Raw genomic sequence first — 25,876 nt, 5'->3', positions numbered from 1 at the left:
CTCAACGGACGTTCATTGTCTCGGTTCAGCGGCATTTCTTGAGGCTCCGCGTGTCGTTACCACCCGAAGGAATGACCACCTGCTACATGAGCGCCGGCCTGCCCGACTGGAGCTTCCACAGCGAGCTGTAGACGCCGCCGAGCGCGACCAGTTCGTCGTGCGTCCCGCGCTCCGCGACCGTGCCCCCGGAGCCCATGACGTAGATGCGGTCCGCGCACTGGACGGTGGAGAGCCGGTGGGCGATGACGAGCATCGTGCGGTCGGCGCCGAAGACCTGGAGGGCCCGCTGGATGGTGGCCTCGGTCTCGTTGTCCACGGCGGACGTGGCCTCGTCGAGGATGACGACCGGCGGGTCGCGCAGGACGGTACGGGCCAGCGCGATCCGCTGGCGCTGGCCGCCGGAGAGCGCCGCGCCCCGCTCGCCGACGCGGGTGTCGTAGCCGTCGGGGAGGCCGTCGATGAACGCGTGCGCTCCCGCCGTGCGGGCGGCGGCGACGAGTTGGGCCTCGGTCGCCTCGAAGGTGCCGTAGCGGATGTTCTCCGCGATGGTCGCGTCGAAGAGGAACGGCTCCTGTGTGACGTACCCGATCGCCCGGCGCAGGTCGGGCAGGGCAAGGGTGCGCACGTCGGTGCCGTCGAGCAGGACCTTTCCCCGCTCGGGGTGGCGGAAGCGCATGAGGAGCTTGGCGATGGTGGTCTTGCCCGCGCCGGTGGTGCCGACGAGAGCGGTGGTCCGGCCCGGCGGGATGATCAGCGAGGTGTCGCGCAGCACGGGTGCGCGGCCGGGATAGGCGAAGGTCACCTTCCGCAGCTCGATGCGCCCCCGCAGACTGCGCAGGGGCAGTTCCCGGCCCGCGGCGGCCGGGTCGCCGGTCCCGGCGGGTCCCTGCGGTTCCACGGGCAGCTCGTGCAGCCGCTCGATCCGCTCCAGGGCGGCGAGTGTGCGCTGGTAGTGGTCGGAGGCGCTGCCGACGCGGGACGGCTTCAGCATGGCGATGCCCGGGAGTTCGATCAGCGGGCCGAACGCCGCCGTCGCCAGCTCGCCCCGCAGCACGGCCCGTCCGCCGAGCAGCACCGTGCCCACCAGCGCGGAGCCGCCGGCCAGCCGCAGGATCTGCGGCGGCAGCGCGGCGCTGCGTCCGGCGGACCTGTTGGCCTCGCTGCACCGGCCGTTCAGCTCGCCGATACGGGCGATCTCGTGCGCCTCCGTCGTGGCGGACTTGATGGTGGTGTGGGCGTGCAGGTTCTCGGTCACCCTGCTGTTGAGCTGCGCCCGGCGTTCGCCGCAGGCGGCGGTGTCGGCCACCGCGCGTTCGTGGAAGCGGAACGAGAGCCAGGCCACGAGCGGGATCGGCGCGAAGGCGATCCACGCGAGCTGCGGCGCGAGCAGCAGGAACATCGGGACGAGGAGCGCCAGTCCGGCGCCCATCTGCACCACGTCGTGCATGTTCGTGCCGACGAAGGTGCCGAGCTGGCCGATGTCCTCGGACAGCACGGCGTTCACGCGGCTGACGCGCTCGTTCTCCAGGTCGGCCGGCGCCACGCTCTGGACGTGGGCGTAGGTGCGGGTGCGCCAGTCGTCCTCGACGTCCTGGGCCACCCCGCGCCAGGCGACGCCGGCGGCGTACCCGGTGCCCGCCATGACGGCGCAGGCGAGCGCCCCGGCGGCGGCGAGGGTGCCCAGTTGGGCGGAGATGCCGGCGATGCCGTACCGGGTGAGGGTGGCGCTGCCGCCGCGCGCGACGAGCAGCACGATCGAGGGGGTGAGCGCGAAGAGCGCCATCTCCGCCAGCGTGGAGAGGCCGGAAAGCAGCGCCGCCACGCCGAACTTGCGCCGGTGCCGCCCGACGATGCGCCGCACCGCGTGCCGCCGTGGTCCCGGCCCGTCCGGCCCCTCCCGGGCCCGGTCGGTTCTGCGCCAGGCGCGCCGGACGACGACGGCCGTGGCGACGGCGGCGGCGCCGAGGGTGAGCAGGGGGCGTCTGAGGAACCGCAGCAGCAGCGGCCCGCCGGTGACGGCCGCCGCTGCCGCGCAGCCGAGGCCCAGGATCCGGGGCAGCCTGCGGGCGGTGCCTGCCGCACCGCGCGGGGGGCGGGCCTCGGGGAGGTACGCGGGCGGGGCGGCGGGGCCGTCGCCCAGGGCGTTCGCCGCGGGCGTGTGCAGGGCGGTGAGCACGCGGTCGACCGCGACGTACAGCAACCGGGCGGCGTCGCGCGGGGCGAGGGTGTGGTCGTGCCGCAGCAGCACCCGGCCGGTGACCGGGTTGACGCGTACGTCCTCGATGCCGGGAGCCTGCCGCAGCGACGCCTCCGCGACCCGGGCAAGCCCCGGTCTGCCGCGGAAGAGGTCGACTTCCCAGCGCTGCCGGCCGGGCAGGATCGAGCGCGGCCGGGGCACGGCGCGGCCGCCGTGCCCGCTGCGGGCGCGCGGTGCCGCCACGGCCACGCCGTTGGCGCGGGGGCCTGCGGCCAGGGTCGAGGTCATCGGAAGCAACCACCGGTTCTCTCATACGGTGCGCCGCGGCGGCGGCGCGGACGGTCGGTCTCGTACGCGGGCGTGCGTCAGCGCTTCATGAAGGTCCAGTACGCGTCGACCGCGGCCTCGTCGACGTCGGGGATCCCGACCCCGTACCGCCGCAGCAACCCGACCGTCCGGCCGTTGTCGAACACCGGTTGCGCTCTCGTGCCGGCCGTCCCGGCCAGGTCCTCCAGGTATTCGCGGTACGGGGCGATCGGCAGCTCCCGGCCGCGTGCGTCCGCGGCGCGCAGGCGCCCCAGCCAGGAGGCGAGCGGGACCGCCGCGGAGCGCGTCCCGTGCAACCGGCCGTGCCCCGCCATGAAGGCGCCGGGCCCGGTACGGCGCGGGTGGTGCAGGTGGTGGACGGATCCCGGGCCGCCGTCGTCGCGCAGCACCAGCGTGACGACGGCGCGGGCGAGGACGTCGACGGGGAGCAGGGCCTCGTCGAGCGCGGGATCCACCGGGTGGCAGCCGAGTTCCGCGCAGCTCACCAGGAGCCGGGAGAACATGTCGTCGCGGTTGACGGCGCCGGTCGCGGAGTGCGCCCAGATGCGGCCCAGCCGGTGGATGCCGCCGCTCGCGCCGCGCGCGAACGCCCGCTCCACCAGCCGGTCGGCGACCCACTTGCTCGCGGAGTAGCCCTTGCCGTACGGGTGCTGCTCGCCGCCGGTCGGTGACTCCTCGGTGACGGGCGGGGCGCCGGCGCCGTACGCCCGGAACACCCCGAGGGTCGACAGGTGGTGGAACGCCTTCGGCCGCCCCTCCGCCGCCAGGCCCAGCAGGGTCCGGGTGCCCTCGACGTTGGCCGGTTTCAGCAGGGCGTACGGCGAGACGTGGTGGACGCGCGCGCCCGCGTGCACGATCGTGTCGACGCCGTCGCGCAGCCGGGCCCAGCGCTCGGGGCCCGCGCCGAGGTCGACGGCGCCGAGGTCGCCGGGGACGGCGACGGTCCGCGGGTCGCCCGCCGCGGCGCCGAGGCCGTACGTCCGCAGCGCCGCGGCCAGCCGCTCGTGCGCCTCGGCGGCGGTGGCCGCCCGGACGAGGCAGTGCACCCGGGCCGTCGTGGCCCGCAGCAACTCCGCGAGCAGGAAGGCCCCGACGAAGCCCGTGGCGCCGGTGAGCAGCACCTCGCGGGGACCGCCGGCCGGCGGCAGGGCGGCGGAGAACCGCAGCGCAGGGCTGAGCTTCGCCTCGGAGTCCGGCACCCAGGAGGGCGCGGCCCGGGGTCCTTCCGCGCCGAGCTGCCGGGCGAGTCCGGCCGGGGTGGGGGCCTCCAGGAGCGCGGAGAGGCCGAAGGGGACGGCGAGCCGTTCGCCGATGCGGGCGGCGAGCCGGGTGGCGAGCAGCGAGTGGCCGCCGAGCGCGAAGAAGTCGTCGTCGACGCCGACGGCGGGCAGGTCCAGCGCTTCGGCGAAGAGCTCGCAGAGGGCCTTCTCGTACGGGGTGCGCGGCGCGCGGCCGGCGCCGGGGGACGCGGCGGCGGCCGGGGCCGGCAGGGCACGGCGGTCGAGTTTGCCGCTGGGCGTCAGCGGCAGCGCGGGCAGCGCCACGATCGCCGCCGGTACGGCGTGGGCGGGCAGCCGGGTGCGGAGGAAGGCGCGCAGCGCCGCCGTTTCCGGCTCACCGGCGGTGGGCACCGCGTAGCCGACGAGCCGGGTGTCGCCGCGCTGGTCGGCGCGGGCGACCACCGCGGCGCGGGCGACCGCGGGATGGGCGGCGAGGGCGGCTTCGACCTCGCCGGGTTCGACGCGGTGGCCGCGGATCTTGACCTGGTCGTCGGCGCGTCCCGCGAAGTCGAGCCGGCCGTCGCGGCGGGGGCGGGCGAGGTCCCCGGTGCGGTACATCCGCGCGCCCGGCGGGCCGTACGGGTCGGCCACGAACCGCAGGGCCGTCTCGCCGGGGCGGCGCAGATAGCCGCGCGCCAGGCCGGTCCCGGCGACGTACAGCTCGCCGGTCACGCCGGGCGGCACCGGGCGCAGCGCCGCGTCCAGGACGTACGCGCGGGCGCCGGGGACGGGCCGGCCGAGCACGGGCGTGCGGGTGGCGTCGAGCCGCGCCTGCACGCAGTCGACGGTGCACTCGGTGGGCCCGTACATGTTGTGGGCGGTCAGCCCGGGGACCGCGCGCAGCTCCCGCCACAGTCCTTCCGGCAGCGCCTCGCCGCCGAGGACGGCGAGGGCGGGCCGCGGGCGCCCGTCCGCGAACAGGCCGCGGTCGCAGAGGACCTGCATGTGCGAGGGCGTGACGTCGACGCTGTCGATGCGCCGTTCGCCGAGCCATGCCACGAACCGGTCCGCGTCCGTCCACGTACGGTCGTCCGGCACGTGCAGCTCGTGGCCCGCGGTGAGGGCCGCGAGCTGCCCCCAGGAGGCGTCGAAGGACACCGAGGCGGTGAGCGCGATCCGCAGCGGCCGGCCGCCTGCGCGCCGGGCCACCGGGCCGAAGACCTGCTTCCCGTACCGCTCCGCGACGGCGGCGACGCTCGCGTGCCGCGCGACGACGCCCTTGGGCGCGCCGGTCGAGCCGGAGGTGTAGATGACGTACGCCGGGTGGCCGGGCCGCGGTCCCGGCGCGGGTGCCGTGCCGGGCAGGTCCGCCGGTTCGGCGGCCTGCGCCGGGTCGTCGAGCAGCAGCCGCGGGATGCCGGCGCCGAGGGTGCCGGAGGCGGCGGTGGCGGTGTCCGTGAGCAGCAGCACGGGGCGGGCGTCGGCGACCATGGCGGCGAGGCGCGAGGCCGGGTAGCCGGGGTCGAGGGGCAGGTAGGCGGCGCCGGCCTTGAGGACCGCGAGCAGGGCCACGACGAGGTCGGCGGAGCGGGGCAGGGCGACGGCCACGATGTCCTCGGGGCCGGCGCCGCGAGCGGCGAGGGCGTGCGCGAGCCGGTTGGCGCGGGCGTCGAGTGCCGCGTACGTCAGCTCCGTACCGGCCGCCGCGACGGCGACCGCGCCGGGGGTGGCGCGTACCCGCGCGGCGAACAGCTCGGTGAGCGTGCGCGCGGGCGCCGCCTCGCGGTCGCCGTCCACGTCCGTGCCGGCGTCGGCGTCCGCGTGGGCGACGCCGTCCGCGTCTGCGTCTGCGTCGGTGCCGGCGTCTCCGTCCGCGCTGCCGACGAGGAGCCGGCGCTCGGCGCCGGTCAGCACGTCGATGCGGCTGATCGGCAGCCCGGGTTCGGCCACGGCAGCGCGCAGCAGGCGCACCCAGCGGTCGGCGAAGTCCTGCACCGTGGTGTGGTCGAAGAGGTCGGTGGCGTAGTCGAGGGTGCCGGTCAGGCCGAGGCGTTCGCCCGCCGCGGAGCGCCGCTCGCCGATGCCGATGTCCAGGTCGAACTTGGCCGTCCGCGTGGGCACCCGGATCCGGGAGGTGCGCAGCCCGGGAAGCCTGAACTCCGCGGTCTCGTCGGCGTCGACGGAGAGCGCGATCTGGAACAGCGGGTGGCGGCCCGGGGACCGGGGCGGGTTGAGCGCTTCGACGAGCCGCTCGAAGGGCACGTCCTGGTGGGCGTACGCGGCCAGCGCGGTGTCCCGTACCCGCTCCACCAGCTCCGCGAAGGCGGGGTCGCCGGAGGTGTCGGTGCGCAGCACCAGCGTGTTGACGAAGAAGCCCACCAGGTCGTCCAGCGCCTCGTCGGTACGGCCGGCGATGACGCTGCCGACCGGCAGGTCGGTGCCCGCGCCGAGCCTCGTGAGCAGCGCCGCGAGGCTCGCGTGCAGCACCATGAACAGGCTGGCGCCCGAGCGGCTGCCCACCTCCGCGAGCGCCGCGTGCAGTTCCGCGTCGATGCGCAGCAGGACCCGGCCGCCCGCGTACGAGGCGACGGCGGGCCGGGGCCGGTCGCGGGGCAGCGCGATCTCGTCGGGCAGGCCGGCGAGCGCCGCCGTCCAGTGGGCGAGCTGGCGGTGCAGCAGGCCGTCGGGGTCTCCGGGGGCGCCCAGGAGGCGGCGCTGCCAGAGGGTGTAGTCGGTGTAACGGACCGGCAGCGGCGCCCAGTCGGGCTCCTCTCCGCGCAGGCGGGCGGCGTACGCGGTCGCCAGGTCGCGGGTGAGCGGGGCCATGGACCAGCCGTCGGCGGCGATGTGATGGATGACCAGGCACAGGACGGCGTCGGCGGGGCCGAGCACGAACAGCTCGGCGCGCAGCGGCGGTTCGACGGCCAGGTCGAAGGCGTAGCGCACGGCCTCCGCCAACTTCCGCCGCAGCTCCGCCGCGCCGGCCACCTCGGTGACGGGAAGCGCGGGCCGGGCCGCGGCGGCGCCGAGGATCCGCTGCCGCGGCCCGGTGCCGTCGCCGCCGGTGTCGGGGAAGACGGTGCGCAGGCTCTCGTGCCGGGCCACGACGTCGCCCAGGGCCCGCTCCAGCGCGTCCCGGTCGAGTTCGCCGGTGAACCGCTGCGCGAGGGGGATGTTGTACGTGGCGGCCGGGCCCTCGGCGCGGTGCAGGAACCACAGTCGCTGCTGCGCGTACGACAGCGGTGCCGCCTCGGCCGCGGGCCCCGTCGCCGCGGTGAGCGCCGGCCGGGCCGGGCCCGCGCCGTCGAGCCGGGCAGCCAGCCGGGCGGGGGTCGGCGCTTCGAAGAGCGCGCTGAGCGCGAGGTCGGCGCCGAGGGCGGTGCGGATCCTGGCGACCAGGCGGATGGCCTGGAGCGAGTGGCCGCCGACGGCGAAGAAGTCGGTGTCGGCGCCGACCCGCGGCACGCCGAGCACGTCGGCGAAGAGCTCGCACAGCAGCCGCTCGCGCGGGGTGCGCGGCGGCGCGCCCGCGGCCTCGTCCGGGTCCGGCTCGGGGGCGGGCAGGGCGTCGCGGTCGATCTTCCCGTTGGCGTTCAGCGGCAGGTCGCCGAGCATGACGAACTCCGCGGGCACCATGAAGCCGGGCAGCCGGGCGCACAGCCGCGCGCGCAGCAGGGGCGCGCTGAGGCCGTCCTCGGCGGCCACGACGTACGCGACGAGCCGCAGGTCGCCGCCCGGCGGGTCGCGGCGGGCGAGGACCGCGGCCCGGGCGACGCCGGGGCAGGCGAGCAGCGCCGCCTCGACCTCCTCCTGCTCGATGCGGAAGCCGCGGATCTTGACCTGGCGGTCGGCGCGGCCGACGTAGTCCACCTGGCCGTCCGCGCGCCAGCGCACCACGTCCCCGGTCCGGTACATCCGGGTGCCGGGCGGGCCGTACGGGTCGGCCACGAACCGCAGGGCGGTCAGCCCCGGCCGGCGCAGATAGCCGCGGGCCAGGGAGACCCCCGCGATGTACAACTCGCCGGATGCGCCCACGGGTACGGGGCGCAGCGCGCCGTCGAGGACGTAGAGGCGGGTGCCGGAGTGCGGCCTGCCGATGGGCGGGGCGGTGCCGTCGGGGGTGAGCGGGAGGCTGGTGGTCACCATCGCGGTGGTCTCGGTCGGCCCGTAGACGTTCATCAGCCGCCGGCCGGGGGCCCAGCGCGCGACCAGTCCCGGCGGCACCGGCTCGCCGCCGACCGCGAGCGTCGTGACTGGGCTGTCCTGCTCCGCGACCGCGGCGAGCGCGGAAGGCGGCACGAAGGCGTGGGTGATGCCGAAGCCGGGTTCCGTGAGGACGGACAGCGGGTCGTCCCCGGGGGCGAGGACGAGGGTGGCGCCGGTGAGGAGGGCGACGCACATCTCCCAGGTGCAGGCGTCGAAGCTGGGCGAGGCCAACTGCGGGAAGCGGCTGCCGGGGGTGATCCGCAGCCGCTCGGTGTGGAACGCGACGAGGGACGCGACGCCCGTGTGCGGCACCATGACGCCCTTGGGGCGGCCGGTGGAGCCGGAGGTGTAGATCACGTACGCCGGGCGCCGGGGGTCGACGGCGATGCCCGGGTCGGTGGCGGGCTGCCCGGCGGCCAGCTCGGCGAGGGTGCGCGGGTCGTCCAGGACCAGCGCGGGGCGGGCGTCGGTGAGCATGAACTTCCGCCGCGCGGGCGGGTATCCGGGGTCGACCGGCAGATAGGCGGCGCCGGCCTTCAGCACGGCGAGTTCGGCGACGACGAGGTCCACCGAACGCGGCAGCACGAGCGCGACGACGTCCTCCGCCCCGATCCCCCGGGCCGCCAGGGCGTGCGCGAGCCGGTTGGCGCGGGCGTTCAGCTCCGCGTACGACACGGCGGTGCCGGCGGACTCCAGGGCGGGCGCCCCGGGCGTCCGGCGCACCTGCGCCTCGAAGAGCGCCGCGACCGGAGCGGGCGGTGCGGCGGCCGCGGTGGCGTCGCCGAGCGCGAGCAACTGCCGCCGCTCGGCGCCGGGCAGCGCGTCGAGCCGCCCGACGGGGAGGTCCGGATCGGCGTCGGCCAGATGTGCGACCGAGTCCAGCAGCCGCCGCTGGGTGTCCGCCAGTTCCGCCGTGCCGTACGCGCCGGGCGGGGCATGCAGCCGCATGTGCGGGCCGGTGCCGTCCCGGCGGTCCCACACCATGATCATGAGGTCGGCGGCCAGCGGGAACGACAGGTTGTGGGCGGTGCAGCGGTGGCCGGCGAAGGAGATGTCGTAGTCGAAGCCGATGAGGTTGACCATCGGCGTGTACGCCGTGCCGGGGCCGCGGGAGAGGCCGAGGTCGCGGTGCAGGTCCTCGGCGCGGTAGCGCTGGTGCTCGACCGCTTCCCGCATGCGGTCGTCGACCTGGGCGAGGAGGTCCCGCAGCGGCATCCCGGGCCGCACGGTCAGGCGTACGGGCACGCTGTTGGCCAGCATCCCCGGGGTGGTGCGGGAGGCCGGTCCCGTCCGGCCCGCGACGGTGAGGCCGACGACGACGTCGCGGGCGCCGGTGCGGCGGTGCTCGTACAGCGCGACGGCGGCGAACACCAGGCGGAAGCGGGAGATCCCGGCGCGCCGCGCGGCGGCGCGCAGCGCCTCGGGGCGCAGCAGCGGCAGCAGCGGGGTGCGCGGCACGGCCGGCTGCGCGGGGTCCGCGGCGACGGGCCGCTCCGCCCCGGGTCCCCCGGACGCCGGGCGCTGCTGCGGCAGCCGCGCGGCGGCGTCGTGCACGGCGCTCGCGTCGGCGGTGGCGGCGCGGGTCCAGCCGGCCAACTGCCGCTTCCAGTACGCCCGGTCCGCGGTCCGGTCCGCCGAGTCCTGGTACTTCCGGTCGGCTTGGACCAGCGCCGCCAGCGGGCCGAAGGGCGAGGGCCCGGCCTCCCGGCCCTGTACGAGGGCCGTGTAGACCTCGGCGACCCGGCGGGCCACCAGCGCGTAGCCGAAGGCGTCGACCGCAGCGTGGTGGTACGTGTGATACCACCAGAACCGGTCGGGACCGAGCTTGAGGAGCGCGAAGCTGAAGAGCGGCCCCGCGGCCAGGTCCATGGGCCGGGCCACGTCGGCGTCGACCCACGCCCGCCCGGCCGCCTCGGGATCGGGTGCGCCGCTGAGGTCGGCGAAGGCGAGCCGCCACGGCGGTTCGCGCTCCAGCACCTGTACGGGACCGTCCGCGCCCGGCACCAGCCGTACGCGCAACGCATCGGCCTCGCCGACGACATGGCGCAGCGCCGCCTCGAACAGGTCCCGCTCCACGGGCCCGTCGATCGCCAGGTACTCGCCGAGCCGCAGGGCGGACCGGTGGTGCGGGGAGTGCTGCTCGGCGAGCCACACTTCCCGCTGCCCCGCCGTCACCGGCAGGGTGTCCGGTGCATCGGCCGGCCGGTCGCGGAGCGGCGCGCCGGCGCCGCCGTGCGCTGCGGAGACCTGGCTACGGGACAACGGCGTACCTCCTGCTGGTGCGGCAAACTCTGCTGGAGAACGGTGGCTTGGGGCGCTTCGGCCCGCGGAGGAAGATGTGGATCATCGTGCCAGCGGGTGCTGGATATTCCGGCACTCGGCCCCACATAGCACTCGAAGGAATGATCTGCGGTCCGATAGACCGATATCTGTCCCTCTCCGGATGACAGGCGCGCGTCGCCCCCGATGAAGGGACGGCGGCGCGAGTTCGCCGCTCCGGAACCCGGGGAAATTCGAACGTACGAGTCGAGGGTGACGGCCACTCGTTCGGCGGTGAAGGGCCCGTTCGCGCTGCCAGACTTCAGGAGGGAACGCGCCGGTGGGGCGTGGGCGAGGCGGGAGCGGCACAGGGTGGGCGTGACCGAACGCGGTGCGGGCGGCCGTGCCGCTCCGGACGGGGCGGTGCGTGCGGGACCGCGGCACGTGGCGTGCGTGATGGACGGCAACGGCCGGTGGGCGCAGCAGCGTTCACTTCCCCGTACGGCGGGTCACCGGGCCGCGGAGGCCGCGGTCATCGACGTCATCGAGGCGGCCAGGACCGCGGGCGTGGAGTGGCTCAGCCTGTACGCCTTCTCCACCGAGAACTGGATCCGCCCCGGCACCGAGGTCGAGTTCCTGATGCGGCTGGTGCGCAGGGTCGTACGCAAGCATGCGCCGCTGCTGCTCGCGCGCGGCATCCGCTGCCGTTTCCTCGGGGTCGCCGACCCGCGTATCCCCCGTGCACTGGCCCGGGACTTCTACGACCTGGCGGAGCTCACCGCCGGCAACCGGGGGATGACGCTCACCGTCGCCTTCGACCACGGCGGGCGCCGGGACATCGTCGAGGCCGCCAGGTCGCTGATCCGCAGCGGGACGCCCGCCGACGAGGTGACCGAGCGGCTCTTCGCGGACCACCTGCCCTTCCCCGACACCCCCGACGTGGATCTGGTCATCCGCACCTCGGGTGAGCAGCGCATCTCCAACTTCATGCTCTGGCAGGTCGCCTACGCCGAGTGGGTCTTCCCCGAGGTGCTCTGGCCGGACTTCCGGGCTCCCGACTTCCTCGCCCACCTGCACGCCTACCGGCGCCGCGACCGCCGCTTCGGCGGCGTACCCGCCCGGACGAACGGAGACCCCTCATGACCACCGAAACCGCGGGAACGGCCGGCGGGGCGCCCCTGTTCGGCCCGGAATCGAAGTTCAGCGGCTTCTTCGACGACCCGCGCTGGGCCCTGGCCATCATCCGCGCCACGGTGCTGGAGGCGGCTCACCCGCAGATCGGCGCCGCCCTCGTCGACAACTCGGTCTTCGTCGCCCACCCCTGGCGCCGGCTGCGCAACACCTTCCTCAGCATGCGGCGCATGTTCGGCGCCGACCCCGCGGTACGCGAACGGGAGGCCGCCCGGCTCAACCGGCTGCACGCCCGCATGAGCGGCTCCGACTCCCGCGGCCGCGCCTACGACGCGATGGACCGCGCGACCCGCGCCTGGGTGGTCGCCACCCTCTTCGAGAGCGCCGTCACCATGTGCCGGCTGAGCGGCCAGCCGCTCGGCCAGGACACGATGGAGCGGATGTACGCCGAGTACCGCGCGTTCCTCGCCGCGCTCGACGGCGACGCCGCGGAACTCCCCGAGGAGCTGAACGACTTCTGGCCGTACTTCGACCGGGTCGTCGAGAACGAGCTGGAGAACACCGAGGCGGCCCGCGTCATCCTCTACCGGCTCTTCGACCACCTGCCCGCGCCCGCGCTGCTCGACGGCGCGCCGGCACTGTGGGCGGCCGGCCGCGCCGTCGCCGGTCCGCTCATCGGCGCGATCACCGTGGCCTCGCTCCCCGAGCCCTACCGGCGCCGGGCGGGCCTGCCCGAGATGCCGGGCGCCCCCGCCCTCATGCAGGGCGCCTACCTCGCCGCGGGGCTCGCCCGCTTCCTGCCCGAGGGCTGGATCAACGCGGAGAGCATCATCGAAACCCTCTCGCTCCCGCCCGGCGGCGACGACCCCCGCGCCCGTACCGCAACCGCCCTGCGCGCCCGGATGAAGCGGGCTTCGGCCCTGCTCCGGCTCCTCACCCCCCTGGGCGGCGACACCGGCCCCGGCCCGGCGCCTTCGGCGGCGACGGCAGAGAACCGGCGCTCGGCGGAGGAGTTCTTCCTCCGGGTGCTGGACCAGACCGGCGACGGCCACGTCGACTGGCCCGACCTCGCCGCCATGGCACGCGAACTCTCCACCCGCCTCGACCTGGACGAACCCGAGGAGGCCCGGCTCTACGACGCCTTCGCCGCCTGGTGGCGCGAGCTCCAGGCCGCCCTCGACACGGACGGCGACGGGCGCGTCAGCGCCGAGGAGTACGCCATCGCCGTCCCCTCCCTCGCCGGACCCGCGCTCATCCGGGTCGCCGAGGTCCTCTTCGACGCCACCGACAAGGACGGCAGCGGGAGCATCGACGCGGAGGAATACCGAACCCTCTTCCGCACCGCCTTTCACCGCGACCTCACCACCGCCGACGACACCTACGGCCGCAGCGCCTTCGTGGGCGACTTCCTCTCCTTCATGGCGGGCCGCCGCACCGGCACCCCGTACGACCCCCTCCTCGCCGACGCCTGACGAGCAAAGGGAAGCCCGCGGCGCGGACGGGGCGAGCGTGCGCGGACAGATACTAAACTTGCTTACAGTAAACATGTATATAATCTCTCCATGCCTGCACCGACCGACCGGCCATCGCCCTCGACGGGCTTCCTGGTCTGGCACCTGAATCTCCGCTGGCGGACGGCGATCGACCGGGCCCTCGCACCGCTGGGACTCACGTCGTCGCAGTACGGCGTCCTGGCCTCGCTCGCCGCGTTCTCGGCCGGCGGAGCCCGTCCGCGGCAGCGGGAACTGGCCGACTTCATCGGGCTGGAGCCGATGCACGTCTCCAAGCTGACGCGGGCGCTGGAGCGGGCGGGGCTGGTGGAACGCACCGGCCATCCAGGCGACACCCGGGCGGTGCAGCTCACCGTGACCGAACGCGGCGCCGAGGTGGTCACCGCCGCCCGGGCAGAGGTCCTCAGGCTCGAGGAAGAGCGGTTGGCTCCCCTGGGTGGGCGCCACAGCGAGCAGAGCGCGGCTCTCACCGACATGCTGCTGACGCTGCTGCGCCACGCCGAGACCCTCACCGGCGAACCGGAACAGCCCATCTCGCACACACAGGCAGCACAGGACGAGGAGATCTCATGAGCCTGCGAGACAGACACACCGCCGGCCGCAACCTGACGGTCGCCGCCCTTCTGGTCGCCGCCGCCGGCTTCGCGGTCCAGATGGCGGCCGGGGTGACGGACACCCCGACGATCCCGCCCGGCCTCGTCGCCATCCTGGCGGCAGCGGCGCTGGTCGCGTTCCTGCCCGGCCGCGGCGCGCCGGTCGCCGCCCCGGTCGCGGGGGTCTTCAACCTGGTCGCCCTCGTCGTGGTCAGCGCGGCGGACAGGCTCTACGAGCCGAGCCCGGCAAGCGCCTTCGTCGGCGCCTGGTTCATGGTCGTGGCGCTGATCGTCGCCACCGTCGCCGGCTCGGTCGCCACCGTGCGGAACTACCGGCCGCGGCCGGCGGCGGGCCGCTGAACGCCCCTCCGGGTGCTCCTCCCCCGCGCTGCCGCAGCTCCGCGCCGCCCCGCGCACCCTGGTGTCCCGCAGCGACTGCCACGGCGCGTCGATGAACGCGATCCCGATGCCCGGGAGACGTCATGCGCGCAGTGCGTCCAGGCCCGCCAGCAGTTTGTCCGGGGTCGCCGGCAGGTCCCGTACGCGCACGCCCGTCGCGTTGTACACCGCGTTGATCACGGCCGCGGGCGAGCCCACGATCCCGATCTCGCCGATGCCGCGTGTGCCCATCGGGTTGCTGTGCGGGTCCTCCTCGTCCAGCCAGACCGCGTCCATGTCGCGGACGTCCGCGTGCGAGGCGATGTGGTAGTCGGCGAGGTCGTTGTTCACCACGTGCCCGGTGCGCGGGTCCAGCACGGTGTGCTCGTGCAGCGCCATCGACAGGCCCATGGTCATCCCGCCGAGGAACTGGGAGCGGGCGGTGCGCGGGTTGACGATGCGGCCCGCGGAGAAGACCCCGAGCATCCGCGGCACGCGGATCTCGCCGGTATCGGCGTCGACCCGTACCTCGGCGAAGTGCGCGCCGAAGGAGTGCAGCGCGTATTTCTTCTGGTCCGGGTTCTCCGGCGTGCCGGCGCGGGCCTCGGCGCCCGGCGCCGGGTCGTCGCCGTGCCGCTCGCGGAAGGTGCGGACGGCCGCGACCACCGTCGAGCCCCAGGACGCGAGGCCGGAGGAGCCGCCCGCCACCGTCGCCGGGGGCAGTGCGGTGTCGCCGATCTGCAGCATCACGTCGTCCGGCGTCGCGTCCAGCGCGTCGGCGGCGATCTGGGTGAGGGTCGTCCAGGTCCCGGTGCCGATGTCGGCCGCGCCGATCCGCACCGTCCAGCGGCCCTGGCCCTCGTGGCGGACCAGCGCCTCCGAGCCCGGGCTCGCGTAGTACGGGTACGTGGAGGACGCCACGCCGAGGCCCACCAGTTCACGTCCCTCGCGCCGGGCGCCGGGAGCGGCGGCGCGCCGGTCCCAGCCGAAGCGGCGGGCGCCCTCGCGCAGGCACTCCACCAGCTTCCGCCCGGACCACGGACGTCCGGTCTCCGGGTCCTCCGGCGGGTCGTTGCGTACCCGCAGCTCGACCGGGTCCAGGCCGCAGGCGGCGGCCAGTTCGTCCATCGCGCACTCCAGCGCGAAGAAGCCCGGGCACTCGCCCGGCGCCCGCATCCAGGAAGGCACGGGTACGTCCAGCGCCGCCAGCCGGTGCGACGTGCGGCGGTGGGCCGCAGAGTACATCATCCGGGTGCCGACGGCGGTCTGCTCGGCGAACTCCTTGATACGGGCCGTGTGTTCGACCACGTCGTGGCCGATCGCGGTGATTCGGCCGTCCGTCTCGCAGCCCAGCCGCAGGTGCTGGATCGTGGGGGTGCGGTGCCCGGCGAGCGTGAACATCTGCTGGCGGGTGAGCGCCAGCTTCACCGGCCGGCCCGGCACCGCCCTGGCGCACAGCGCGGCGAGCACGTCGTGCGCGTGCGGCATGCCCTTCGAGCCGAACCCGCCGCCGACGTGCGGAGAGATCACCCGCACCTGGTCGGCCTCCAGCCCGAAGAGCGGGGCGAGGGCGGTGCGTACGGTGTGCACGCCCTGCGTGGAGGCGTAGAGCAGCAGCCGCACCGCGGAGTCCGGCTGCCACACGGCGACCGTGGTGTGCGGCTCCATCGGGTTGTTGTGCTCCATCGGCGTCGTGTAGGTGACGTCGACGGCGACCGGGGCCCGGTCCATCGCCGCGTCGACGTCGCCGTCCTCGGTGTCGGTGGCGAAGAAGGGGTTGACGGTCTCCGGGGCGTACAGGTCGTCGCGGTCGGTGCGCAGCTCGACGTCGGGTCGCTCGTCCTCGTAGGCGATCCGCACCAGGGACGCCGCGTGCCGGGCGGTCTCCGGGTCCTCGGCGACCACCGCACCCACGAGCTGGCCGCGGAAGGCGATCATGCCGGACTGCAGCACCGCCAGTTCCTCGTCGCCGGTGTCCTCCAGCCGGGGCACCTCGCGGGGGGTGAGCACGGCCGCGACGCCGGGACAGGCCGCGGCCGCCTCGGTGTCCACGCCGGTGATCCGGCCGCGGGCGACGGTGGCCTGCACGGGGTGGACGTACAGCGGCTCTTCGAGGGGATGCTCGAACGCGTAGCGGGCGGTCCCGGTCACCTTGGCCGGGCCCTCCAGGCGCCGCAGCGGGGTGCCGACGGCGCGGGGGCGGAGTGTGGTCATCGCCTTGCCTCCGTGAGGTCGCGCAGGACCGCGACCATGGTGTTGCGCGCCAGCGGCACCTTGTACGCGTTGCCGTCCCGTACCTCGGCGGCGGCCAGCTCGGCGTCGGCGGCCAGGCGGAAGGACTCCTCCGCCGCGGGAGCGCCGCGCAGCACGTCCTCCGCCCGCGCGGCGCGCCACGGCTTGTGGGCGACGCCGCCGAGCGCGATCCGCACGTCCCGTACGACACCGTCGTCGTCCACGTCCAGCGCGGCGGCGACCGACACCAGCGCGAACGCGTAGCTGGCGCGCTCCCGGACCTTGCGGTACGCCGACCGCCGGGTCATGTCGCTCGCCGGCGGCAGCTCGACGGCGGTGATCAGCTCGCCGTGCGCCAGCACCGTGTCCCGCTCCGGGGCGTCTCCCGGCAGCCGGTGCAGGTCGGCGAGCGGCAGCGTACGGGCGCCGTCCGGGCCGAGCACATGCACCGTCGCGTCCAGGGCGACGAGGCCCACCGCCATGTCGGAGGGGTGCACGGCGATGCAGAGTTCGGAGGCCCCGAGCACCGCGTGGTGCCGGTCCCAGCCGCCGATCGCGGCGCAGCCGGAGCCGGGTTCGCGTTTGTTGCACGGTGTGGTGACGTCCTGGAAGTAGCGGCAGCGGGTGCGCTGCAGCAGGTTCCCGCCGGTGGTGGCAGCGTTGCGCAGTTGCCCGGAGGCGCCTGAGAGGAGCGCCCGGGCCAGCGCCGGGTACCGCTGCCGTACCAGGGGGTGGGCGGCCAGGTCGCTGTTGCGCACCGTCGCGCCGATGCGCAGCCCGCCGCCGGGAGTCTCCTCCACCTCCGTGAGGGGCAGCCGCGACACGTCGACGAGCATGTCCGGCGTGGCGACGCCCAGCTTCATGTGGTCGACCAGGTTGGTGCCGCCGCCGAGGAACACGGCGTCGGGGCGGGCGGCGACGGTGGCCACCGCCTCCCGGGCGTCGGCGGCCCGGCGGTACTCGAAGGGGATCACGACGCCCCCCGCGATGCCGTCGCGGTCTGGCGCACCGCGGCGACGATGTTGACGTACGCCCCGCACCGGCACAGATTGCCGCTCATCCGCTCACGGATCTCCTCGTCGTCGAGCGGTACGGACGAGTCCGGCGCGCCGTGCGGGGTCAGGTCCCGGGTGACGTGGCTGGGGTGGCCGGCCTCCGCCTCGTCGAGCATGCCGACGGCGGAGCAGACCTGGCCCGGTGTGCAGTAGCCGCACTGGAAGCCGTCCTGCTCGATGAACGCCCGCTGCACCGGGTGCAGTCCGCCGTCGCCACGCACCTCGCCGAGACCCTGCGCGGTGACCACCCGGTCACCGTCGTGCGCGACGGCGAGGGCGAGGCAGGCGAGTTGTCTACGGCCCTCCAGCAGCACCGTGCAGGCGCCGCACTGGCCGTGGTCGCAGCCCTTCTTCGGTGAGGTCACCCCCAGACGCTCACGCAGCGCGTCGAGCAGCGTGGTGCGCGAGTCGACCGTCACGGACCTCTCGGTGCCGTCCACCCGAAGGGTGATCCGGTGTTCCATATGCCGCCTCCCGGGGCGCGCTCCGGTGTCGGTCCCAGCGCTGGGGTACCACGCTGCGCCGGGCGAAACCCGTGACCGCACCATGCGTACCGACGCGTACAACTGGACATTACCGATAAAAAGCCCGGATCCGGGATCTACGGACCGGGGCGCGTGTCGCCGCGCCCGACGGCTCCGGCGCCGGGCCCCCCGCGACGACGGCGGAGGGCCGCCGCAGGCGGCCATGAGCGCGACGGCCGCCGTCCGGCCGCTACCGCGGAGGTGGGCGGCACGAGGTCCGGCCCGGCGTGTTCACTCCCGGCCGTCGGGGATGCGTGGCGTCTCCGGGGAGGCGGTGTCCAGGGGGACCGACCAGGGGCCCACGAGCCCGAGTTGCACCGCCTGCCGTGGCAGGAGGGCGTCCATGGTCCAGTCGACCGCGACCCGGGCGCGCCCGGAGGGCATGGCCAGCAGGTGGTAGCCGCGGGTGAGGGCGGCCGCGAGCGGGCCCGCGACCTGGACGCCGAACGGGTCGGCGGCCGCGCTGACGCCACCTAGGTCGACGGCGAAGCCGCGCGGACGGTGCCGGTAGGGCTGCTGCCGCCCGCCGGTGAGGGAGGCGGCGACGTTGCGGCCGGCGAGCCGGCCCTGGGGCACCGCGTGCTGCGCGGTCATCGTCGTGTACTCGCCGGGCCTGTTCGGGTCCGGCACGGCGGCGGCGTCGCCGCAGGCGTACACCTCGGGGTGCCCGGGGACGTTCAGGAACTCGTCGACGACCAGCCGGCCCTTCTCCAGCGGCAGGCCCACGGACTCCACCAGCGGGTCCGGCCGCACGCCCACGCACCAGATCAGCGAGCGGGTGCCGACGAACTCGCCGTCGTCCAGCAGCACACCGTCGCTCGTCGCCTCCTTCACCGACCTGCCGGTGCGCACGTCGACGCCGCGCCGGCGCAGCACGTCGGTGGCGGAGCGGGACATCCGCTCGTCCATCTCCGGCATGATGCGCGGGGCGATGTCGAGCAGCATCCAGCGCGGGCGCGGGCCGTCGCGCCGGGCGTCGTAGCGGCGGTCCAGCGCCCTGGTGAACAGCGCGCCGTGCGCCGCCACCTCGGTGCCCGTGTAGCCGGCGCCGACGACGACGAAGGTGCGGCGCGCCGCACGCTCCTCCTCGTCCCCGGTGCTTGCGGCCAGCTCGATCTGCCGGGTGACGTGATCGCGCAGGTACAGCGCCTCGGGGATGCCGCGGAAGCCGTGCGCGTGCTCGGCGACGCCCGGGACGGGCAGCAGCTTGCTGACGCTGCCGACGGTGACCACCAGCCGGTCGAACGGGGTCTCTCCGCGGTCGCCCTCGGGACCGGTCCACAGCACCCGTCCACCGTCGAGGTCGACGGTGTCCACCTCGCCGAGCACCAGCCGCACGCGCGGCCGGAGCCGGGCCAGCGGGACGCAGATGTGACGCGCTTCGAGCACGCCGGTGGCGACGTACGGCAGCATGGGAACGTACAGGAAGTAGTCGTTCGGGTTGATGAGCACGATCTCGGCGCCGTCCGGCGCCCGCCGGGCCAGCGTGCGAGCAGCCTGGTAGCCGGCGAAACCGGCGCCCACGACCACGATCCGTTCGCGCGGCACGCGATCCGTCACCTCCGCGGGAAGACGACCACTCCTGCACCCGGGTCTCCCTGCAGCATGCGATCAAACGTCCGGGGGCGCCACCCGGGCCCGTACCCAGGTACCGCCACGGTCGCGCGGGCGGCTCAGCGGCCCGGTCTCCCCGGCCTCACGACGGGGAGCGACACCAGGCAGGCGGCGCCGATGAGCGCGGCGTCCGGGCCCAGTGCCGCGGTGAGCAGGGGCGGAGGGCCGGGGCGGGCGGCGGTCCTGCGGTGGTACGCGTGGTCCAGCGCGGTGCGCAGCCGCCCCGGTGCGCTGCCGAGGCCGCCGCCGAGGACGACCGCGGGCGGGTCGAGGAGCCGGACCGCCATGGCGAGTACGGTGCCGAGCGCGGCGCCGGCGCCGTCGAGGACGCGGCCGGCCGCGGTGTCGCCGGCGGTCGCGAGGCGCGCCACCTCCCGGGCCCCGGGGGTGGCCGGGCCGCCGAGCGCGGTGTACCGGTCTCCGATGCCGCGCCCGGAGCAGTAGGACTCCAGGGTGCCCTGCCAGCCGGGGTCGACCGAGGCGGGGACCTCGAACTCGCCGAGTGCGATGGCCTCGCCGCGGTGTCCGGGCACCGGGACGCCGTCGAGCACCAGGGTGGAGGACAGGCCGGTGCCGAGGGAGACGTACAGGAACCCGTCGTAGTCGCGGCCGGCGCCGTACCGGGCCTCGCCGAGTGCGCCGCAGCGCACGTCGGAACCGGTGGCGCAGGGCAGCCCCGGCGCCTCGGCGGCGAGGACGTCGCGGGGCTGGCGGTCCCAGGCCAGGACCTCATGGCTCGTCAGCAGGCCGTCGGGGGCTACGTATTCGGGGAAGCCGGCGCCGATCGCGGTGACGTCGAGGTCCAGCTCCGCGGCTCGCTTCAGCAGGGCACGCAGCCCTGCCGCGGTGCCGGACAGGCCCGGGTCGCGCAGCCGGACCCCGGGGGCGACGGCGGTCGGCGTCTGGTGCCGGTGCAGAAGTCTTCCGTCCGCGGCCACCAGGCCGGCGGCGATCTTCGTGCCGCCGACGTCCAGTGCGGCGGTGACGCCGGTGGTGGTGCTCATGCTTGTCGCCTTCCCGCCCCGGAGGGCGTGCGCGTCCCGGCTGCCCGCCGGGCTTGGGTGCCGTGCTCCGGCGGCCTGCGGAGCGTCAGTCCGGTGAGCGGTGCAGCGTTGCCTCGAAGCGGTAGGCGTCTCCCCGGTAGACCGAGCGGCACAGCAGGACGGGCGTGTCCTCCTGGTCGGAGGTGATCTCCTCGCCGACCAGGACGGGGGAGCCCACCGGGATGCCGAGCAGCCGGGCCGCCTCGGCGTCCGCGGCGTCGGCGTGCGCCGAGTAGGCACTGCGCAGCACGCGGACGCCCGCGACCTCCTCCAGCGTCGCGAAGAGGGAGCGGTCGGTGAGATCGACGCTCTCCAGCCCCGCCGCCCTGGCCCGTACCAGCACGGTGGTCTCGAAGCACACCGGCACCGTGTCGAGGCCGCGCACGCGCGCTATCTCCAGCACCTCGGCGGCGGGCGCTATGCGCAGCCGCCGCGACTCCTCGTACGCCGCCGGGCGCACCCGCCGGTGCAGGACGCGGCCGGTGGGGACCAGCCCGCGCTCGCGGGCGTTGTCGGTGAAGCTCTTCAGGATGCTCGGCGGCTCGCTGACCACGCTCGTCGTGACGTACCACCCGCGCTGCGCGGAGGCGTGCACCCGGCCCTCGGACTCCAGCATGGCAAGCGCCTGGCGCAGGCTGCTGCGGCTGACGCCGAGCTGTCCGGCCAGAGCGCGTTCGCCGGGCAGCCGGCTGCCCGGCGCCCAGACCCTTTTGTCGAGGAGGATCCCCAGCTCGCGGAGGGCGAGTTGGACGGCGGGGCCGGCGCTTGCGGGCTCGTCGAGTTCGGTCACAGGCAGGAAAATACCAGAGCAACCAATCGCCAGACCAGATCGCAATATGGTCTGATCACTGGACTATCTGGTCTGAGGTGGTGCATCATCCGGGGCATGGCGGATCCGGGCCCGATACGGGTCAGGACTCCGCCGCCACCGATCCGCCACGCCTCGCGTCCCAGCACAAGGAAGTCCTCGATGCCGGTACCCGCACCGGTCCGCCTCGCCGTCGTCGGCGCGGGGACCATCTCCCAGTCGGTGCACCTGCCCGCCGTCCGCCGGCTCGGCGCGCACGTCGAGCTTGTCGTCGTCTGCGACCTGTCGCCCTCGCGGGCGGCCGAGGTCGCCGCCCGGGCCGGCACGGGGGTGCGCGCCACCCACGACTACGCGCAGGTGCTGGCCGACCCCGACGTCGACGCGGTGCTGCTCGCCACCCCCGGCACCCACGCACGGGACGCCCGCGCCGCTCTGGAGGCCGGCAAGCACGTCCTGGCCGAGAAGCCGCTCTGCCTGACCGCGGCGGAAGCGGCGGTCCTGGGCGAACTCGCCGCGTCCCGCGGCCTGGTGCTCCAGGTCGGCTACATGAAGATGTACGACCCGCTGACCGAGGTCGCCGCCGCGGAGCTCGCCCGCCTGGACACCCCGCGCACCGTCCGCGTCACCGTGCTGCACCCGGCCGACGAGCCGCAGGTCGATCACCTCCGGCTCGCGCCGGCCGCGCGCGACGCCGACCCCGCCGCACTCCGGGAGGCGCAGACCTACGAGGCCGTGCGCACCGCCGAGGCGCTCGGCGACGTCCCCGAGGAACTGGGCCGCTACTACCGCGACGTGCTCAACGGCTCGGTGATCCACGAGCTGTCCGTGCTGCGCGCGCTCGGGCTCACCCTCCCCGACCGCTTCGACCACGCCGAGCTGTGGCCCCGGCCGATATCCGGCGGCGAACCACCGTGCCTGCTCGCCACCGCCCCGCTGGGCCAGGATGCCCGGCTGGTGGTGAACTGGAACTGGCTGCCCGACCACCCGGAGTACGGCGAGGAGATCGCCGTACTCGCCCGCGACGGGCGCCTCGCCCTGCACCTGGCCCCTCCCTACCTGGTCGACGTCCGCTCCTCGCTGCGCGTGGAGCGCGCCGAGGACGGTGTACGCCAGGACGCCGTCCTGCGGCACGGGTACGACACCGGATTCGTCCGGCAACTGGAGGAGTTCGCCGCCTCGGTACGCACCGGGGCCCCCGTCCGCTCGGACGCCGCCGGCGCCGCCGCCGACGTGCGCTGCCTCCAGGCGCTGCTCGCCGCGATCGCCGCCGCCGAGGGCGTGCGCGTCGGCGGCGAGGCCGCGGCCGCCGGGAAGGGGCGGGCCGCATGACGCGCCACGACCTCCCCGCGGGCGTACGCCTCGGCAACGCGCCCGTCAGCTACGGCGTCTACGGCGAGGGCGCCGGCGGCGCCGGCGCCTCCCCCGAGGCGCTGCTGACCTCCATGGCCGAGGCCGGCTACGAGGGCACCGAACTGGGTCCGCCCGGGTTCTTCGGGACTCCGCGGCAGACCGCGGCGGCCCTCGCCGGCCACGGGCTGGCCGCCGTGGGCGCGTACATCCCCGTGCACTACGCCCTCGGCGACGACGTCGTCGCGTACGACATGGAGCGCATGGAGCGCACCTGCCGCGAGCTGGCGGCCTGCGCCGAGCAGTCGGGTGAGCAGCCGCTGGCGATCCTCGCCGACGAGGGCAGCCAGGTGCTGCTGGAGAACCCCGCCCGCGCCTGGGACGACCGTAGGCTCGCCCTGGACGAGGCGGGCTGGGACCGGCTGGCGCGGCTCTCCGAGCGCGCGGTCGCGCTGGCCCGCTCGTACGGGCTGCGCCCCTCCTTCCACCCGCACATCTCCACCTACATCGAATCCCCCTGGGAGGTCGACCGGCTGCTGGAGCTCACCGAGGTCGGGCTCACCCTGGACACCGGGCACGTCCGGCTCGCCGGCGGGGACCCCGTCGGCTGCCTGCGGCGCTGGCGCGAGCGGGTCGACCACGTGCACATCAAGGACGTGCGCGTGGCGGTGCTGCAGCGGGCCAAGGACGAGGGCCGCAAGGACTTCGACGAGTGGTGGGCCGACGTGTGCGTGCCCTTCGGCTCCGGTGACGTGGACGTCGACGCCTTCCTCACCGAACTGCTGGCCGGCGGCTACCGCGACTGGCTGCTCGTCGAGCAGGACCGGGCCCCGACCTCCGCGGCGGACTACCCGCAGGTGGCCGCGGAGCAGGCAGCCAACAGGGCCTGGCTGGCGCGGCGGGCCGCGGCAGCCCCCGCCGGGCCGCCCGGCTGAGCCGTCCACTCCCCCTCGGTGCCTGACTCCGGCCCCGATCCCCGTCCCGGCACACGACCGACAACCCCCGGTGGTTCCGCCACTTCCACAGCCCGCGACGCCGCGGGCCCGTCACGTCGGAGCACTCATGAGAAAACCGCGTATCACCGCAGCGGCAGGCATCGCCCTGACGGCGCTGCTGGCGGGCGCCTGCGGCGTCCCGGGGGCGGGCGGCGGGGCCGCCTCCTCCGGGTTCGAAGGCCCGCGGATCACCGAGCGCGTCACCCCCGAGGACGTCGCGAAGATGGGCGACACCACCCTGCGCGTCCTCGCCGACGCCGGCGAGGAGCAGACGCTGAAGGCACTGGTGCCGCGCTACGAGAAGGCGTACCCGAACGTGGAGGTCGAGGTCGTCACCAAGGGCTTCGACGACCTGCTCAAGACCGTCCCCAACTCCCTCTCCGGCTCCGACGCGCCGGACCTCGCCCAGGGCAACCAGGGCTACGGCACCGACGGCCCGCTGGTCAGGGCCGGCCTGCTCCGCCCGCTCGACGACGTGATGCGCACCTACGGCTGGGAGAACACCTACACCGACGGCGCGCTCAAGCAGTACCGCTGGACTCCGGACGGCGCGCTCTTCGGCTCCGGCAGCCTCTACGGCATCAGCCCGGTGACCGAGTACGTCGGCGTCTTCTACAACGGCGAGATCCTCGACCGCCTCGGCATCGAGCCGCCCGGGACGTACGAGGAGTTCACCGCCGCCCTGGACGAGGTGAAGGCCGCCGGCCAGCAGCCCCTCATGCTCGGCAACGCCGAGAAGTACCCGGCCAGCCAGGTCATCGGCCTGGTCCAGGGCCAGAACGTGTCCAGCAGGGATGTCCGGTCGTGGGTCAGCGGCGTGCCCGGGGCGACGGTGGCGGACAAGGGCACGCAGGACGCCGCCCGTACGGTCCAGGAGTGGGCCGAGGACGGCTACTTCGGCCGCGGCTACGACGGGATCTCCTCCGACGACGCGGTCGCGAAGTTCGCCGCCGGCAAGGGCGCCTTCCTCGTGGCCGGCTCCTGGAACGCGCCCGCGCTCCAGGAGACGATGAAGGACGAGGTCGGCTTCACCCTCCCGACCCGCCCCGACGGCACCCGCGCCACCGTCGGCTCGCTGGGCATGGGCTGGCACATCTCCGCCAAGACGAAGAAGCTCCCCGCCGCCGTCGCCTTCCTCGACATGCTGATGAGCGAGGACTTCGCCCAGACCATCGCCGACGTCGGCCGTACCCCGGTCACCGGCTCCGCGGAGGCCACCAGCCCGGTGGCCGACGCGGTCAACGACACCGGACTGAAGCTGCTCGCCGACGACGGCCAGAACTTCTATCTCGACTGGGCGTCGACGACGATGTACGACACCGTCGGCGCCACCACCCAGGACCTGCTGTCCGGCCGTACCAGCCCCGCGGGGTTCACCGAGGCGCTCCAGAAGGACTGGCAGGACTTCGCCGCGGAGCAGCGTGAGGCGGCCGAGGCCGGCGCCGAGGACGCCTCATGAGCACGCTCAGCACGCCGCGTTCCGGCACCGCCGGCACCGGCACGGGGGCAGGAGAGGCGGGGGCCGCCCCGGCGCGGCGGACCGGCGCGTCCGGGCGGGTGCGCGCCTGGGCCTCCCGCCAGTACTGGCCCTCCTTCCTCTACCTGCTGCCCGCCGCCGTCTGCTACGGCCTGTTCGTCCTGCGCCCCCTCGGCCAGACGGCCTGGATCTCGCTCTTCGAGTGGGACGGCCTCACCGTCGGCCGCTGGACCGGCCTGGACAACTACGGCGATCTGCTCGGCGACAGCCGCATCCTCGCCGCCCTCGGCCACTCGCTGGTCTTCGTCGTCTTCTACGCGGTCCTGCCCGTCGCCATCGGTCTGGCGCTGGCCGGGCTGATGTCGCGGATGCGGGTGCGCGGGCTGTCGTTCTTCCGCGCCGTGCTGTTCGTGCCGCAGATCCTGGCCACCGTCGTGGTCGCGGTCTCCTGGCGCTGGGTGTACGACATCGACGGCCCGCTGAACGCCGCGCTGCGCGCCGTCGGCCTCGGCTCGCTCACCCGCGCCTGGCTCGGCGACTACGCCACCGCGCTGCCCGCCGTCGGCCTGGTCGGCACCTGGGTGATGTTCGGCCTGTGCATGGTGCTGTTCCTGGCCGGCGTGCAGAAGATCCCCACCGAGCTGTACGAGTCCGCGCGGCTCGACGGCTGCGGGCCCGTCCGGGAGTTCTTCACCGTCACGCTCCCCGCGCTGCGCGGGGAGATCGCCATCGCGCTGGTCCTCACCGTCACGTACGCGCTGCGCAACTTCGACCTGGTGTGGAACACCACCGCCGGCGGCCCCGGCGCGTCCACGTCGGTGCCCAGCGTCTTCATCTACCAGGGCGCGTTCCTCACCCGCGAGGTGGGCACCGCCTCCGCCCTGTCCGTCTGTCTGACGGTGCTCGTACTCGCGGTCACCGCCGTGATCATGCGCCTGGTGCGCGGGAAGGAGGGCTGA

16 protein-coding genes are annotated in these 25,876 nt (G+C 75.0%); 8 read left to right on the top strand and 8 right to left on the bottom strand.

Annotated elements, in window-relative coordinates; translation table 11 throughout:
* Positions 1-82: 82 nt before the first annotated feature.
* On the bottom strand, positions 83-2,485 hold the full coding sequence (locus DMB38_RS34630; RefSeq protein WP_125938500.1) for an ABC transporter ATP-binding protein/permease: 2,403 nt from the start codon (positions 2,483-2,485) through the stop codon (positions 83-85).
* Between the two features lie 77 nt (positions 2,486-2,562).
* Positions 2,563-10,212: a non-ribosomal peptide synthetase gene (locus DMB38_RS34625; protein WP_125938499.1), complete on the bottom strand. Its 7,650-nt coding sequence runs from the start codon at positions 10,210-10,212 to the stop codon at positions 2,563-2,565.
* A 420-nt stretch (positions 10,213-10,632) separates the two neighbouring features.
* On the opposite strand from DMB38_RS34625, the gene uppS reads away from it, so the two are divergent.
* The 4 genes from uppS to DMB38_RS34605 all read left to right on the top strand — a co-directional run bounded on the left by uppS (position 10,633) and on the right by DMB38_RS34605 (position 13,804).
* Positions 10,633-11,352: a polyprenyl diphosphate synthase gene (uppS, locus tag DMB38_RS34620; RefSeq protein WP_125939467.1), complete on the top strand. Its 720-nt coding sequence runs from the start codon at positions 10,633-10,635 to the stop codon at positions 11,350-11,352.
* The gene (locus tag DMB38_RS34615; protein WP_125938498.1) at positions 11,349-12,812 is read left to right on the top strand and encodes an oxygenase MpaB family protein; all 1,464 of its coding nucleotides are present in this window, start codon (positions 11,349-11,351) and stop codon (positions 12,810-12,812) included. The genes uppS and DMB38_RS34615 overlap by 4 nt, the downstream gene beginning before the upstream one ends.
* Positions 12,813-12,902: 90 nt before the next feature.
* Positions 12,903-13,424 carry a MarR family transcriptional regulator gene (locus DMB38_RS34610; protein ID WP_125938497.1) on the top strand — a complete coding sequence of 174 codons (522 nt, stop codon included), beginning with the start codon at positions 12,903-12,905 and terminating at the stop codon, positions 13,422-13,424.
* The gene (locus DMB38_RS34605; protein WP_125938496.1) at positions 13,421-13,804 is read left to right on the top strand and encodes a hypothetical protein; all 384 of its coding nucleotides are present in this window, start codon (positions 13,421-13,423) and stop codon (positions 13,802-13,804) included. The genes DMB38_RS34610 and DMB38_RS34605 overlap by 4 nt, the downstream gene beginning before the upstream one ends.
* Before the next feature lie 120 nt (positions 13,805-13,924).
* On the opposite strand, the gene DMB38_RS34600 is transcribed toward DMB38_RS34605, so the two are convergent.
* From DMB38_RS34600 to DMB38_RS34575, 6 genes are all read right to left on the bottom strand, one after another.
* A complete protein-coding gene (locus tag DMB38_RS34600; protein WP_125938495.1) occupies positions 13,925-16,036 on the bottom strand; it encodes a xanthine dehydrogenase family protein molybdopterin-binding subunit in 2,112 nt (703 codons plus the stop codon).
* Entirely contained in the window at positions 16,033-17,028 is a 996-nt protein-coding gene (locus tag DMB38_RS34595) for a xanthine dehydrogenase family protein subunit M (RefSeq protein ID WP_125938494.1), read from the bottom strand. Before DMB38_RS34595 ends, DMB38_RS34600 begins: the two co-directional genes overlap by 4 nt.
* Positions 17,025-17,573: a 2Fe-2S iron-sulfur cluster-binding protein gene (locus DMB38_RS34590; RefSeq protein WP_125938493.1), complete on the bottom strand. Its 549-nt coding sequence runs from the start codon at positions 17,571-17,573 to the stop codon at positions 17,025-17,027. Before DMB38_RS34590 ends, DMB38_RS34595 begins: the two co-directional genes overlap by 4 nt.
* A gap of 291 nt (positions 17,574-17,864) precedes the next feature.
* Positions 17,865-19,181 (bottom strand): NAD(P)/FAD-dependent oxidoreductase, encoded by a 1,317-nt coding sequence (locus DMB38_RS34585; protein WP_240662632.1) that lies wholly within the window; start codon positions 19,179-19,181, stop codon positions 17,865-17,867.
* A 125-nt stretch (positions 19,182-19,306) separates the two neighbouring features.
* Entirely contained in the window at positions 19,307-20,251 is a 945-nt protein-coding gene (locus tag DMB38_RS34580; protein ID WP_125938492.1) for an ROK family protein, read from the bottom strand.
* Between the two features lie 85 nt (positions 20,252-20,336).
* Entirely contained in the window at positions 20,337-21,080 is a 744-nt protein-coding gene (locus DMB38_RS34575) for a GntR family transcriptional regulator (RefSeq protein ID WP_125938491.1), read from the bottom strand.
* A 180-nt stretch (positions 21,081-21,260) separates the two neighbouring features.
* Here DMB38_RS34575 and DMB38_RS34570 point away from each other — a divergent pair, with 180 nt between their 5' ends.
* From DMB38_RS34570 to DMB38_RS34555, 4 genes are all read left to right on the top strand, one after another.
* On the top strand, positions 21,261-22,427 hold the full coding sequence (locus tag DMB38_RS34570; protein WP_125938490.1) for a Gfo/Idh/MocA family oxidoreductase: 1,167 nt from the start codon (positions 21,261-21,263) through the stop codon (positions 22,425-22,427).
* On the top strand, positions 22,424-23,380 hold the full coding sequence (locus DMB38_RS34565; protein ID WP_125938489.1) for a TIM barrel protein: 957 nt from the start codon (positions 22,424-22,426) through the stop codon (positions 23,378-23,380). Before DMB38_RS34570 ends, DMB38_RS34565 begins: the two co-directional genes overlap by 4 nt.
* A gap of 127 nt (positions 23,381-23,507) precedes the next feature.
* A complete protein-coding gene (locus DMB38_RS34560) occupies positions 23,508-24,899 on the top strand; it encodes an extracellular solute-binding protein (RefSeq protein ID WP_125938488.1) in 1,392 nt (463 codons plus the stop codon).
* Complete coding sequence (locus DMB38_RS34555; protein WP_125938487.1) at positions 24,896-25,876, top strand: sugar ABC transporter permease; 981 nt, start codon at positions 24,896-24,898, stop codon at positions 25,874-25,876. Before DMB38_RS34560 ends, DMB38_RS34555 begins: the two co-directional genes overlap by 4 nt.

Source organism: Streptomyces sp. WAC 06738, from assembly GCF_003945505.1.
Lineage (GTDB): Bacteria > Actinomycetota > Actinomycetes > Streptomycetales > Streptomycetaceae > Streptomyces.
Note: the sequence above shows the minus strand (reverse complement) of the source record. Positions and strands in the feature narration are given on the sequence as shown.